This is a genomic window from Pseudomonas sp. 05N433, assembly GCF_056396925.1.
Genome location: NZ_JBFTML010000041.1, coordinates 36,854 through 50,085, shown reverse-complemented (window position 1 = coordinate 50,085; position 13,232 = coordinate 36,854). Strand labels below are relative to the sequence as shown.

At 60.4% G+C, this 13,232-nt stretch carries 14 protein-coding genes and 2 pseudogenes; 9 read left to right on the top strand and 7 right to left on the bottom strand.

Going from position 1 to position 13,232, the window contains the following annotated elements:
- Positions 1 to 75: 75 nt before the first annotated feature.
- The 3 genes and pseudogenes from AC1DIS_RS20770 to AC1DIS_RS20760 form a co-directional block, all read right to left on the bottom strand.
- Positions 76 to 855 (bottom strand): annotated as a pseudogene (locus AC1DIS_RS20770) (PDDEXK nuclease domain-containing protein).
- A gap of 145 nt (positions 856 to 1,000) precedes the next feature.
- Positions 1,001 to 1,717, bottom strand: a pseudogene (locus AC1DIS_RS20765) (sensor histidine kinase); the annotation flags it as partial.
- 13 nt (positions 1,718 to 1,730) lie between these two features.
- Complete coding sequence (locus AC1DIS_RS20760) at positions 1,731 to 2,453, bottom strand: response regulator transcription factor (RefSeq protein WP_018926295.1); 723 nt, start codon at positions 2,451 to 2,453, stop codon at positions 1,731 to 1,733.
- 215 nt (positions 2,454 to 2,668) lie between these two features.
- Here AC1DIS_RS20760 and AC1DIS_RS20755 point away from each other — a divergent pair, with 215 nt between their 5' ends.
- The gene (locus AC1DIS_RS20755; RefSeq protein ID WP_018926296.1) at positions 2,669 to 5,419 is read left to right on the top strand and encodes a response regulator; all 2,751 of its coding nucleotides are present in this window, start codon (positions 2,669 to 2,671) and stop codon (positions 5,417 to 5,419) included.
- Positions 5,420 to 5,516: 97 nt separating this feature from the next.
- The gene (locus AC1DIS_RS20750) at positions 5,517 to 6,506 is read left to right on the top strand and encodes a 2-hydroxyacid dehydrogenase (protein WP_477743501.1); all 990 of its coding nucleotides are present in this window, start codon (positions 5,517 to 5,519) and stop codon (positions 6,504 to 6,506) included.
- Between the two features lie 5 nt (positions 6,507 to 6,511).
- On the opposite strand, the gene AC1DIS_RS20745 is transcribed toward AC1DIS_RS20750, so the two are convergent.
- Positions 6,512 to 6,907 (bottom strand): hypothetical protein, encoded by a 396-nt coding sequence (locus AC1DIS_RS20745; RefSeq protein ID WP_477743502.1) that lies wholly within the window; start codon positions 6,905 to 6,907, stop codon positions 6,512 to 6,514.
- Positions 6,908 to 7,041: 134 nt separating this feature from the next.
- Between AC1DIS_RS20745 and AC1DIS_RS20740 the strand changes: the two genes are divergently transcribed.
- Together AC1DIS_RS20740 and AC1DIS_RS20735 are read left to right on the top strand one after the other, a co-directional pair.
- The gene (locus AC1DIS_RS20740) at positions 7,042 to 7,476 is read left to right on the top strand and encodes a hypothetical protein (RefSeq protein ID WP_018926299.1); all 435 of its coding nucleotides are present in this window, start codon (positions 7,042 to 7,044) and stop codon (positions 7,474 to 7,476) included.
- Positions 7,476 to 7,880, top strand: a complete 405-nt coding sequence (locus tag AC1DIS_RS20735; protein ID WP_007937547.1) for an META domain-containing protein — start codon at positions 7,476 to 7,478, stop codon at positions 7,878 to 7,880. Before AC1DIS_RS20740 ends, AC1DIS_RS20735 begins: the two co-directional genes overlap by 1 nt.
- 85 nt (positions 7,881 to 7,965) lie before the next feature.
- Here the strand turns inward: AC1DIS_RS20735 and AC1DIS_RS20730 are convergent, their stop codons facing one another.
- Positions 7,966 to 8,433 (bottom strand): TlpA family protein disulfide reductase, encoded by a 468-nt coding sequence (locus AC1DIS_RS20730; protein WP_477743503.1) that lies wholly within the window; start codon positions 8,431 to 8,433, stop codon positions 7,966 to 7,968.
- 114 nt (positions 8,434 to 8,547) lie between these two features.
- Here AC1DIS_RS20730 and arsC point away from each other — a divergent pair, with 114 nt between their 5' ends.
- The 3 genes from arsC to AC1DIS_RS20715 are packed head-to-tail and all read left to right on the top strand — an operon-like array spanning position 8,548 to position 9,921.
- Complete coding sequence (gene arsC, locus AC1DIS_RS20725; protein WP_018926301.1) at positions 8,548 to 8,901, top strand: arsenate reductase (glutaredoxin); 354 nt, start codon at positions 8,548 to 8,550, stop codon at positions 8,899 to 8,901.
- A complete protein-coding gene (gene wrbA / locus AC1DIS_RS20720; RefSeq protein WP_018926302.1) occupies positions 8,898 to 9,503 on the top strand; it encodes an NAD(P)H:quinone oxidoreductase in 606 nt (201 codons plus the stop codon). Before arsC ends, wrbA begins: the two co-directional genes overlap by 4 nt.
- Positions 9,496 to 9,921: a DUF2069 domain-containing protein gene (locus AC1DIS_RS20715; protein ID WP_477781053.1), complete on the top strand. Its 426-nt coding sequence runs from the start codon at positions 9,496 to 9,498 to the stop codon at positions 9,919 to 9,921. The genes wrbA and AC1DIS_RS20715 overlap by 8 nt, the downstream gene beginning before the upstream one ends.
- Positions 9,922 to 9,972: 51 nt before the next feature.
- Here AC1DIS_RS20715 and AC1DIS_RS20710 read toward each other — a convergent pair whose 3' ends face one another.
- Together AC1DIS_RS20710 and ttcA are read right to left on the bottom strand one after the other, a co-directional pair.
- Complete coding sequence (locus AC1DIS_RS20710) at positions 9,973 to 10,647, bottom strand: DNA-3-methyladenine glycosylase I (RefSeq protein ID WP_007937540.1); 675 nt, start codon at positions 10,645 to 10,647, stop codon at positions 9,973 to 9,975.
- A gap of 67 nt (positions 10,648 to 10,714) precedes the next feature.
- Complete coding sequence (gene ttcA, locus AC1DIS_RS20705) at positions 10,715 to 11,539, bottom strand: tRNA 2-thiocytidine(32) synthetase TtcA (RefSeq protein WP_007937538.1); 825 nt, start codon at positions 11,537 to 11,539, stop codon at positions 10,715 to 10,717.
- 431 nt (positions 11,540 to 11,970) lie between these two features.
- On the opposite strand from ttcA, the gene AC1DIS_RS20700 reads away from it, so the two are divergent.
- A complete protein-coding gene (locus AC1DIS_RS20700) occupies positions 11,971 to 12,573 on the top strand; it encodes a Yip1 family protein (RefSeq protein WP_018926304.1) in 603 nt (200 codons plus the stop codon).
- Between the two features lie 149 nt (positions 12,574 to 12,722).
- Positions 12,723 to 13,217: a SprT family zinc-dependent metalloprotease gene (locus AC1DIS_RS20695; RefSeq protein WP_007937535.1), complete on the top strand. Its 495-nt coding sequence runs from the start codon at positions 12,723 to 12,725 to the stop codon at positions 13,215 to 13,217.
- Positions 13,218 to 13,232: the final 15 nt, after the last annotated feature.

Here is a 13,232-nt window from a genome sequence, read left to right as displayed (position 1 = left end):
GCCTATCATACCGGCAAACGTGCGCAGGCCATATCACGCAAAGTAAGGGGCTTATGGCTTATGGGAATAAGCAGTTCACTCCTCTTCTCCTTGTGCAATATTCAATGCATAAAACTCATGCAATTTGGCCTGCAGCAGCTGTTTGTCCGGAAGCTGGACCTGGTATTCAGCGATCAACGCTGGCGACAGGCTGCGGTTAAGGGCGTATTCGACCACTTCGTCATCCTTACTGGCGCAGAGCAACACACCGATGGCCGGGTTTTCGTGGGGTTTGCGCTCCTTGCGATCCAGCGCTTCCAAATAGAAACTCGAGCATGTAGGCGTCGCGGAATATCTCAAGCGCTGCCGGGTGGGCTTGTCTCAGCACTGCTGAGATTTTTGCTGGTTGGGTCACGCTTCGTTCAAACAGTGCGGTTTTGAACTGACGCTCTAGTTCGCGCTTCGACCATTTTCCTGAACTGCCAAACGCACGTAGAACTCCCGCTCTTCCGGCCGTTTACTCTGGCTGAAAATGATCAGGTTATGCGACCAGGACAATTGTCGCACCAGTGGTGCGACTTTCTCTTCAGCGTGATAAGTCTCATAGAACTGGCGCATGCGAAACAAGTTCGACCGGGTAAACCCGCGCAACCCCGGTTGAGTCTGAGCCAGATGCTCAGCCAGTTGGCTGACCACAGAATCGCCCCACTCAGCCTGTTCCAGCTTGCGGCTGATGTAAGCACCGACCTGCCAATACAGCTCGATCAACTGGGTATTCACCGCCTGCATGGCCTGCTGTTTGGCATTTTGAATCAGCGCAAGCACTTCATTGAAACGGTCGTCGTGTGCGTTGCCGGGGACGCTGGATGCATTCATACCGAACTCCTGGAGGACGAGGAAAAACGCGAGTCTATTCCGTCAAGTCAGGCTTAAGGTGTCGGCGATACCCTTTAAGAAAGGTCGTACAAAATAACGGGAACGCTCCGGCAAAATCAGCAAGCCTCTTCGCGGCCGGGGTTGATCACGCAATTTGTGGTCGACACATATCAATTGTGGGAGCGGGGGCGTCATCATTGTCGCCATGGAGATCAGCCAATAACAGCATATTCAGTCGTAAGCCCCGCCCTGCATTCTCCGCCCAAAGCCGCCCGCCCTGCCGCTGCACCGCATTCCTCGCAATGCTCAACCCCAATCCGAACCCACCATCCCCCGGCCGTGAACCGTCGAGCCGGATGAACGGCGAGAAGATTCGCTCAAGATCCTCGTCAGCCACCCCACCGCCCTCGTCCTCCAGCCACAGGTGCCAAAAGTCGCCATCACGCCGGCCATCGAACATCACGACACCGCCCTGCGGTGAATGACGAATGGCATTGCGCAGAATGTTTTCCAGCGCCTGGGCCAGGGTATTGAGATGGCCGCGCACCCAGCAGGAGGCATCCACCGCACAGTGCAACTGACTCGCCGGCCAGCTGCTTTCATAGCAAGCGTTTTCCGTGAGCATTTCCCACAAGGCCTGGACCTGGATCGCTTCATCGGGCAAAGACGTGCGCTCGGTGTCGAGCCAGGCCAGTTGCAGCGCATCCTCGACCAGGCGCTGCATGCCGTCGACTTCCCGGCTAATGCGCTCGCGCAATTGCTCCAGGTCCTGCTCACTTTCACAGGCCACCCGCAACCGGCTGAGCGGCGTGCGCAATTCGTGGGACAGATCGCGCAGCAATTGCTGTTGCAGGAGCACCGTGCGGCCCGGCGCGTCAGACCACTTCATCGACCGCACTCAATACGTACCCTTTGCCCCAAACCGTGCGCACTTCACGCTCGGTGTAACCGATGGCCTTGAGCTTGCGGCGAATCTGACTGATGTGCATGTCGAGGCTGCGGTCATGGGGCGCATAACCGCGCTGCAATACCTGCTGATAAAGGAACGCCTTGCTCAACACTTCATCGTCGTTGCGGTTCAGCGTGTCCAGCAAGCGGTACTCGCTGCGGGTCAGGCCGGCCGCGAGTTCACCACAAAAGACCTCGCCCAGTTCATCGTCAAAACGCAGGCAGTCCGTCGCAGGGGGCGTCGGTATCGGCGCTGGTCGACGGTCGAACGCCACCCGCCGCAGGATCGCTTCGATGCGCACCCGCAACTCGGCCATGCTGAAAGGCTTGGGCAGGTAATCGTCGGCCCCGAGGCGAAAACCACTGATGCGATCCGCCTCGGCACCCAGCGCCGACATCAGCACCACTGGCGTGGAATGGCTCTGGCGCAATTGGGTCAGCACCGCCAGGCCATCGAGCCCCGGCAACAGAATATCCATCAACACCACATCGAAGGCCTGCTGGCGCGCAATCGCCAGGCCTTCCTGCCCGTTCTGGCACCAGGTCACCTGAAAACCGCAGCGCCCCAGATGCTCATGAACATAAGCACCGAGCACTGGATCGTCTTCGATAGAGAGGATGCGAGGATGGCCAATCGCGATGGGAGTCATGAGTATCTGCAAATAATTCTCAATTGCTGATTATTCAAGATTGCCTCTCCAGGGGCAACCCAAGGTTTGTCTCCCAGGACCAAAGCATTGAACTGACCGACGAATGACGACATCAATTTGACGAAGATTGCCCGCATGCAAATCGCTACACTGCGCAGGTGGCGCGTGCCGGACGCATGTGCAGGTCAATAAACAGCTGGATGCAGGAGAGATGCGTGCTCAAGAAACTGGGAATTAAAGGCCGCGTGCTGTTACTGACCCTGTTGCCGACCACCCTGATGGCGTTGGTCCTGGGCGGCTATTTCACCTGGATGCAGCAATCGGACCTGCAAGCCCAGCTCATGCAACGCGGCGAAATGATCGCCGAACAGCTGGCACCGTTGGTGGCCCCGGCCATGGGTCGCAAAGACAACGAGCTGCTGGAGCGCATCGCCACCCAGTCCCTGGAACAGACCGACGTGCGCGCGGTGACCTTCCTCGCCCCCGACCGCACGCCGCTGGCCCATGCCGGCCCGACCATGCTCAATCAGGCGCCCCTGGGCAACGGTTCACAGTTGCTGCGCCGCAGTGGCAATGACGCCACGCGTTACCTGCTGCCGGTGTTCGGCAAGCACCGCAACCTGGCTGGTGACCTGATCCCCGATGAAGCCGACCGCCTGCTGGGCTGGGTCGAACTCGAACTGTCCCACAACGGCATGCTGCTGCGCGGCTACCGCAGCCTGTTCGCCAGCCTGCTGCTGATCGGCGGAGGCCTGGCCGGTGCGGCGCTGCTGGCGTTACGCATGGGCCGAACCATCAATCGGCCATTGAGCCAGATCAAACAGGCCGTGGCGCAACTCAAGGACGGTCACCTGGAAACCCGCCTGCCGCCCCTCGGCAGCCAGGAACTGGATGAACTGGCGTCCGGCATCAACCGCATGGCCGGGACGCTGCAGAACGCTCAGGAAGAATTGCAAAACAGCGTCGACCAGGCCACCGAAGACGTGCGTCAGAATCTGGAAACCATCGAAATACAGAACATCGAGCTGGACCTGGCGCGCAAGGAAGCCCTGGAGGCGAGCCGGATCAAGTCCGAGTTCCTGGCCAACATGAGCCATGAAATCCGCACGCCGCTCAACGGCATTCTCGGCTTCACGCACCTGCTGCAAAAAAGCGAACTGACGCCGCGCCAGCTCGATTACCTGGGCACCATCGAAAAGTCCGCCGACAGCCTGCTGGGGATCATCAACGAGATTCTCGATTTCTCGAAAATCGAGGCCGGCAAACTGGTGCTCGACCATATTCCGTTCAACCTGCGCGACCTGCTGCAAGACACCCTGAACATCCTCGCCCCGGCCGCCCACGCCAAAGAGCTTGAGCTGGTGAGCCTGGTTTATCGCGATACGCCACTGTCGCTGGTGGGCGATCCGTTGCGACTCAAGCAGATCCTCACCAACCTTGTGAGCAATGCGATCAAGTTCACCCGCGAAGGCACCATCGTCGCCCGGGCGATGCTCGAAGAAGAGCATGAAGACAGCGTGCAACTGCGCATCAGCATTCAGGACACCGGCATCGGTCTGTCGAACCAGGACGTGCGCGCCCTGTTCCAGGCCTTCAGCCAGGCCGATAACTCGCTCTCCCGACAACCCGGCGGCACCGGCCTCGGATTGGTGATTTCCAAACGGCTGATCGAACAAATGGGCGGCGAGATCGGCGTCGACAGCACGCCGGGCGAAGGCTCGGAATTCTGGATCAGCCTGAGCCTGCCCAAAACCCGCGACGACGCCGAAGACCTGCCCGGCCCACCGTTGCTCGGGCAGCGGGTGGCTGTCCTGGAAAACCATGAACTGGCCCGTCAGGCATTGCAGCATCAACTGGAAGACTGCGGCCTGAGCGTCACGCCGTTCAATACCCTGGAAAGCCTGGCCAATGGCGTGACCGGCGCTCACCAGACCGATCAGGCAATCGGCTTGGCGGTGCTCGGCATCACCAGCAACGACATGCCGCCGGAGCGCCTCAACCAGCACATCTGGGACCTTGAACACCTGGGCTGCAGAGTGTTGGTGCTGTGCCCGACCACCGAACTGACGCTGTTCCATCTCTCGGTGCCCAACCCCCACAGCCAGCTCCAGTCCAAACCCGCCTGCACCCGCAAGCTGCGTCGGGCCCTGTCTGATCTGGTCAACCCGCGCCAGCAGCGCAGCGACCCCGCCGAGCCCGTTTCCAGCCGCGCGCCGAAGGTCCTTTGCGTGGACGACAACCCGGCCAACCTGCTGCTGGTGCAAACCCTGCTCGAAGACATGGGCGCCAAGGTGCTCGCGGTAGAAAGCGGTTACGCCGCGGTCAAGGCCGTACAGAACGAGACTTTCGATCTGGTGTTGATGGACGTGCAAATGCCCGGCATGGATGGGCGCCAAAGCACCGAAGCCATTCGCCAATGGGAAAGCGAGCGGCATTGCACGCCACTGCCGGTCGTGGCCCTCACCGCCCATGCGATGGCCAATGAAAAACGCGCATTGCTGCAAAGCGGCATGGACGACTACCTGACCAAACCCATCAGCGAACGGCAACTGGCGCAAGTGGTGTTGAAATGGACGGGCCTGGCGCTGCGCAATCAGGGTCCGGAGCGTAATAGCGATAACAACAGCGGTCATGAACTGCAGGTGCTGGACCACGAAGAAGGCCTGCGCCTGGCGGCCGGCAAGGCCGATCTGGCGGCGGACATGCTGGCCATGCTGCTGGCCTCCCTGGAAGCCGACCGCGAGGCCATCCGCGTGGCCCGTGAAGCCAACGACCAGAACGCCCTGATCGAGCGGGTCCATCGCCTGCACGGGGCAACCCGTTATTGCGGCGTCCCGCAACTGCGCGCCGCCTGCCAGCGCAGCGAAACCCTGCTCAAGCAACAGGACCCGAAAGCCCCCGTCGCGCTGGAAGAACTCGAACGCGCCATCAATCGCCTCGCGGCCCATGCGCGCATCAATGCCTGATGCAGCGCAATAACGCAGGAAGGCCTGAACGCTAAGCTTAAACCCTATGGCAGCTGCCGAAGGCTGCTACGGGGTTTGAGACTTCCAGGAGGACAGCATGCGCACGATTCTTTTCAGCAGCCAGACCTACGACCGCGAGAGTTTTCTCGCCGCCGTCCTGCCTGCCGGCATCGAACTGCATTTCCAGCCGGCACGACTGAGCCTCGACACGGCGGCGCTGGCCGAGCATCACGAGGTGGTCTGCGCCTTCATCAACGATGACCTCAGCGCCCCGGTGCTTGAACGCCTGGCAGCAGGCGGCACACGCCTGATCGCCCTGCGCTCGGCCGGTTACAACCATGTCGACCTCGCGGCGGCGAAGCACCTGGGGCTGACGGTTGTGCGGGTCCCGGCGTACTCGCCCCACGCCGTGGCCGAACACGCGGTGGCGTTGATCCTGGCGCTCAACCGCCGTCTGCACCGCGCCTACAACCGTACCCGCGAGGGCGATTTCAGCCTGCACGGGTTGACCGGTTTCGACCTGGTGAACAAGACCGTCGGCGTGGTCGGCACCGGGCAGATCGGCGCGACCTTTGCGAAGATCATGCACGGCTTCGGCTGCCAATTGCTGGCCTATGATCCCTATCCGAACCCACAGGTCGAAGCCCTCGGCGCGCGCTACCTGAGCTTGCCGCAACTGCTGGCCGAGTCTCAGATCATCAGCCTGCATTGCCCGCTCAACGAGCAGAGCAAACATTTGATCAACCGCGAGTCACTGGCGCACATGCAGCCCGGCGCGATGTTGATCAACACCGGGCGTGGCGGTCTGGTGGACACGCCGGCGCTGATCGACGCATTGAAAAACGGCCAATTGGGCTATCTGGGACTCGATGTCTATGAAGAGGAGGCGCAGTTGTTCTTCGAGGACCGCTCCGACCTGCCACTGCAAGACGATGTGCTGGCGCGCCTGCTGACCTTTCCGAACGTGATCATCACCGCACACCAGGCCTTCCTCACTCGCGAAGCCCTGGGCGCGATTGCCGCGACAACTTTGCAGAACATCGCGGCCTGGGCGGCCGGTTCGCCACACAATCAGGTCGAGCGCTGAACGGCTCAGGCCTTGGACAAGAGGATCATCAGGCCCAGCCAGCCGAAGCCCAGCAAGCGCTGCCCCAGCGAATGCCCGCGACGCAGCAGGAACCAGACAAAAAACGGCGGCAGAAAGAAAATCATCAGTTTCAGCCAGAGTTCCACCGGACGCGGTCCATTGAGCACCGGTGCCGGGACCTCAGCCTGGATTTCGGTTTTTCGTTTACGCCCGAACGCAGCCGGGGTCACCCGAGGCACACTCTCATTGCTCGGCAAACGCCCGAAAGAAAGCGGTGCTTCCACAGGCGCTGCCGTCGAAGTGGCCGCTTGCACCGTTGCCGCAGGCGCACCGCAATGAATGCAAGCAGGCGCCGTGGAGCTGATGCTTTGCTTGCACTCGTAACATTCGATCAACGCCATTTCTGTTCCTTAGAGATGCAAAAGTGGCAGTTTGCCATGGATTAGCAGGCAATTTGAACCTGATCGAAGGTCACATGCCCACGCCATGCTGCGCTGATGCCCGTGCTAGCATATCGCGCATATTTGGAGGACCCATGGTCGAACACGATTTCCGCTACAGCCTGATGAACCCGCAACACACCCTCACCGAATGCCGCGCCCTGGTGCCGGGGCGTTATCAAGTCACCGGCAACGGTGGCTCGATTCGCAATAACGACGTGCTGGTAGTGACCCTCAAAGGCAGCAAGGACTTGTCCATGCGCCTGACCGTCGAAACGGTTCGCCACCTGATCAACCCGCCCGGCCAATGGGTCGCGGTGGCCAGTGGTCCGGTGTTCGGCGAACTGGCGATCCACACCTGGAAAGTCAACTGCGACAGCTGCGCCAAAGAGCTGAGCTTCGAGTTCGCGGTCGACGCCAAGCTGGGCAACAAGGCTGAAAAACCGGCCGCCACCGCACGGATTGCCGAGCTGGGCTGGACCGCAGCCGGCGAAAAACACCTGTGCCCGAAGTGCCAGGAGCCTGCGTGATGAAACGCCTTGCTCTGACCACGATGGTCGGTGCCAGCCTGCTGGGCTGCGCCGCCGAGCCGGTAAAGTTGCAACAGAACCGCAGTTACATTCTGGAGTGGATCGGCGAACGTCCGCTGATGGACTACAGCCACCTGACCATCACGCTCGGTGACGACGGTCGGGCCTACGGTAACGGCGGCTGCAACCACTGGTTCGCGCCGTATTCCCTGGAAGGTGAAAAGCTCAGCTTCGGCAAGATCGGCAGTACCCGCAAACTCTGCGCGCCGGCGTTGATGGAGCAGGAAAAACGCTTCCTGCAGGCGCTGGAAAACGTCCAGCGCTGGGACGTCTCACCGATTGACCAGATGCGCTTCTGGCCGGCCGAAGGCAAGCCATTGCGTTGGTGGCTTGAAGAGGGGTGATTGCCCCTCGTTTGTAGCCAAGTGACTTGTGGCGAGGGGGCAAGCCCCCTCGCCACAAAGCTCCCTCGCCACAGGCGGTGCTCGGTCAGTTGGTCGCCTGCAACGCCTCAAGCTTCGCCATCACCCCCGACGCCGTCTGCTCGCCCATCAACTGTTCCCGCACCTTGCCCTTGTTATCAATGATGTAAGTCACTGGCAGCGCCTCACTGCGCGGCAATTCGAAAAGGTCGGCCGGATCCTGGGCCAGCACGGTGAACTTGATCCCCAGTTTCTCACTGGCGCCTTTGAGCTCTTCGCCCTGCACATTGTCGAAGTTGACCCCGAACACGCCGATCTTCTTGCCCTGGAGCTGCTCGGCCAACACATTCAACTGTGGGATTTCGGTCCGGCACGGGCTGCACCACTCGGCCCAGTAATTGAGCACCAGCCATTGTTTATCCAGACGCTCGGCGGCGACCTTGTGACCATTCTGGTCGATGCCATAGTCGTTGCCACAGCCCCCCAGCAATAACGCCCCCATGATCGCCAATGCTGCTGCCAGTCGCCTTGTCATGTCTCAATCCTTGTCAAAAATAGAATGCACCTGCGACCCATCGCCTCCCAAGGTTCTGGATTACGCGCCGCACAGTTAGAATAGCCGCCACTTTACGCAAGAAGCGACCCGCACATGACCGATCTGACGCTTTATCACAACCCGCGCTGCTCGAAATCCCGCGGTGCGCTCGAACTCATCGAAGCCCGTGGCCTGACGCCAACGGTCGTCCGCTACCTGGAAACACCACTGGACGCCGCGCAAATCCAGAGCCTGTTGAGCAAACTCGGCATCAGCGCCCGGCAATTGCTGCGCACCGGCGAGGACGAGTACAAAACCCTCAACCTGGCCGACAGCAGCTTGAGCGAAGCGCAATTGATCGCCGCCATCGCCGCACACCCGAAACTCATGGAGCGGCCGATTCTCGAAGTCGGCGACAAAGCCATCATCGGCCGTCCGCCGGAGAATGTACTGGAGTTGCTGCCGTGAGCGCGCCGTACATTCTGGTGCTGTATTACAGCCGCAGCGGCTCGACCAATGAAATGGCCCGGCAGATTGCCCGCGGTGTCGAGCAGGCCGGCCTTGAAGCCAGGTTGCGCACGGTGCCGGCGATCTCCACTGAATGCGAAGCCGTGGCGCCGGACATTCCCGATGAAGGCGCGCTGTACGCCAGCCTCGACGATTTGAAGAACTGCGCCGGCCTGGCCCTGGGCAGCCCGACCCGCTTCGGCAACATGGCCGCACCGCTGAAATACTTCCTCGACGGCACCAGCAACCTGTGGCTGACCGGCGCCCTGGTGGGCAAACCGGCCGGAGTCTTCACCTCGACCGCCAGCCTGCACGGCGGCCAGGAAACCACACTGCTGTCGATGATGCTGCCGTTGCTGCACCACGGCATGTTGATCACCGGCCTGCCTTACAGTGAATCGGCGCTGCTGGAAACCCGTGGCGGCGGCACGCCTTACGGCGCCAGTCATCACGCTGGGGCCGATGGCAAAAGCGGTTTGAACGAACATGAAGTCGCATTGTGCCGTGCCTTGGGCCTGCGCCTGGCGAAGACTGCGCAGAAACTGGAGAGCCATCGTGGCTAAGAAGCCTAAGGTGTTGCCTGCCATCGAATGGCTCGAACCGCGTGTACGGGCGATGCGCGTCATCAGCCTGCTGTGCTTTTTCGGCCTGGCGGGGCTGCTTTGCGCCTACTACCTGGTGTTCGYCGACCTGCATGGCGCGCGGCCGTGGGTGATTCTGCTGATCGAACTGGTGCCGCTGCTGTTGCTGGCACCGGGAATGATCGTCGGCAGTGCCCGTGGGCATTCGTGGATGTGTTTTGTGGTGAATCTGTATTTCATCAAGGGCGCATTGGCCGCCTATGACCCGAACCGGCAGCTGTTCGGTTTGCTGGAGATGGGCGCGAGCCTGGCGGTGTTCTGCTCGGCGATGCTGTATGTGCGGTGGCGGTACCAGTTGAACCGCAAGTTGGCGGGGGAAGGCGAGATTTCCGTCGCCTGACGGCCCCCACCGTGATCATTCCCACGCTCTGCGTGGGAATGATCATCTTCGTCAGTGGTTAACGGTATACGCCAGCATCATCGAAATCTGGCTCATCGGCCGTCCACCACTCTCTTCGTGCCATTGGTTGAACGCATTCTGCACCGTGGCCAGGTCGCGCAAACTGCTCGGCACCTTGTCGATGATCTGCTGTGCATTCAGCGCTGCCACCACGTCGTAGCTCGGCACGAAGGTGTCCTTGCCGACCATCCGCAAGAATCGCGGTGCGGATAACCCGCCCAACTGATGGCCGTGTTTTTTCAGGTAGGTCCACAAGCCGACGATATCGGTTACCGGCCAGTCGGCGATCAACGCACCGAAACTACCCTTCTCATGGGCCACGTCCAGAATGAACTGCGCATTTCGCGGCACACTCTTGAGCTTGCCCAGGTGGCGGATGATTCGCGCGTCCTGCATCAAGCGCTCCAGATGTTCGGCGCTCATCAGCACGACTTTTTCCGGGTCGAACTTGAAGAACACTTCTTCGAACGCCGGCCACTTGGCATCCACCAGGCTGTGCTTGAGCCCGGCACGAAATACCCGCAACGCCATGGTCGAGAGGTAGCGGTCGTCGCTGATCTTGCGCAATTGCGCCGGGGTCTTGGGAACCGGCAGATGGGCTTCCAGTTCAGCCGCCGAACCGAAGCGGTTCAGACAGTATTCGTGCAGCCACTTGTAATCGCGCATGCCCTCTCCTACGGGATGAAATGAAAACGGCGCCCGCGAGCGCCGTGTGTCTGAGTGACTTGAACCGTCAGAGGTTCACTACGTTGACGAACCGCGATGCGGCGCTTTCGTCGATACGCAGGTTGGTGAAGTCGAACAGGTTGCGGTCCGCCAGTTGCGACGGGATCACGTTCTGCAGGCTGCGGAAAATGCTCTCGGTGCGGCCCGGGGTCTTGCGTTCCCACTCCTGCAGCATCTCTTTAACCACCTGGCGTTGCAGGTTTTCCTGGGAGCCGCAGAGATTGCACGGGATGATCGGGAATTGCTTGAGGTCCGAGTAGGCCTGGATGTCTTTTTCGTTGCAGTAGGCCAGCGGGCGAATCACCACGTTGCGCCCGTCGTCGGCGCGCAGCTTTGGCGGCATGGCCTTGAGCGAACCGTTGAAGAACATGTTCAGGAAGAACGTCTCGACGATGTCGTCACGATGGTGACCGAGGGCCATTTTGGTCGCGCCGATTTCGTCGGCAAAGGTGTATAGCGTGCCGCGACGCAGGCGCGAGCACAGCGAGCAAGTGGTCTTGCCTTCCGGGATCAGCTCCTTGACCACCGAGTAGGTGTCTTTCTCGACGATGTGGTACTCGATGCCCAGTTCTTTGAGGTAAGCCGGCAGCACGTGCTCGGGGAAGCCTGGCTGCTTCTGGTCCATGTTCACGGCGACGATCTCGAACTTGATCGGGGCGACTTTCTGCAAATGCATCAGCACGTCGAGCATGGTGTAGCTGTCCTTGCCACCGGACAGGCAGACCATGACCTTGTCGCCGTCTTCAATCATGTTGAAATCGGCAACAGCCTCACCGGCCTGGCGGCGCAGGCGCTTTTGCAGTTTGTTCTGGTTGACCGTAAGAGTGCCCATGACGCGAAATCCGTGAGGTGTGACGAAAGGCCGGCATTTTACGCAAAAACCCTGGCGGGGCGAAGCCTGCACTTATATGACTTGAGCATACCCCTGTGGCGAGGGAGCTTGCTCCCGCTCGGCTGCGCAGCAGTCGCAAAACCTGCCACCGCGGTTTGCCTGACACAACAGGGTGGACTGTTTTGGGGCCGCTTCGCGCCCCAGCGGGAGCAAGCTCCCTCGCCACAGGTTCCATTCGGCACAGACCTTGCGGCGATTAACAGATTTGTTTACAGCGCGATTTGCTCTAAAGCCCTCGCACTATTGCAAGTAACTCCTTTCTATACTGCGACATAAGGTCGCACGCGTATTCAGACCTGTTCTTACCTGGCCACTTTGGCCTGTAAGCGCTCCGCTGGGGGGCGATGGCAACAACAAGAGGAGTGACTGGCATGATCCATCACGTAGTGGGACTCTTTACCCACCCTGACCAGGAATGGAAAGAAATCCGTGGCGACGAGGAAGAAAGCATCAGCCACATGTACCTGACGCACACCCTGATTCTGGCGGCGATCCCTGCCATATCGGCGTTTATCGGCACTACGCAAGTCGGCTGGGTCATCGGTAACCGAGCGCCGGTCATGCTGACTATGGAAAGCGCGCTATGGATGACCATCATGTCGTACCTGGCAATGCTCGGCGGTGTCGCGGTGATGGGCGCCTTCATTCACTGGATGGCCCGTACCTATGACGCCAACCCGAGCCTGGCGCGCTGTATCGCATTCGCCACGTACACCGCCACCCCACTGTTCGTCGGCGGCCTGGCGGCGCTGTACCCGCACTTGTGGCTGGGGATGATCGTCGGCACCGCGGCTGTCTGCTACACGGTGTACCTGCTGTATGTAGGGCTACCAACGTTCATGAACATTCCATCTGACGAGGGCTTCCTGTTTTCGAGCTCGGTGCTCGCCGTAGGACTGGTGGTGCTGGTGGCCATCATGGCGTTTACCGTGATTGTCTGGGGCCTTGGCGTGGGACCGGTCTATACCAACTGACAAACCAGCGCCGACATAAAAAACACGTTCCGCCACTACAGGCCGCCGCAAGGCGGCCTTCTAATGCGAGCAACGACCATTCGGCGCCTGAGCGATTCGCAAGCCCTCGGGGTTGCGGCATACTCGACATCCTTGGAGATCCATCAAGCATGCCCGAGCAACTCAATACCCGCGTCGAAGACTGTTTCCTGCAAGCCGAATCCTTTTTCAAACGACCTTTCAAACGCCCCGTGGTGAGCCTCAAGCTGCGCGGGCAAAAAGCCGGTGTCGCGCATTTGCACGAGAACCTGCTGCGCTTCAACCCGCAGCTGTACCGGGAAAACACCGAAGACTTCCTCAAGCAGACCGTGGCGCACGAAGTCGCGCACCTGATCGCCCATCAACTGTTCGGCGACCGCATCCAGCCCCATGGCGAAGAATGGCAACTGATCATGCGCGGCGTCTACGAACTGCCGCCCAACCGCTGCCACACCTATGACGTCAAACGTCGCAGCGTGACCCGCTACATCTACAAATGCCCCTGCGCCGACAGCGATTTCCCGTTTTCGGCCCAGCGTCATAGCCTGGTACGTCAGGGGCGGCGGTATTTGTGCCGGCGCTGTCGCAGTACGTTGGTGTTCAGCGGGGAAATGCGGGTCGAATAAGTTGAGCTTCGGCCG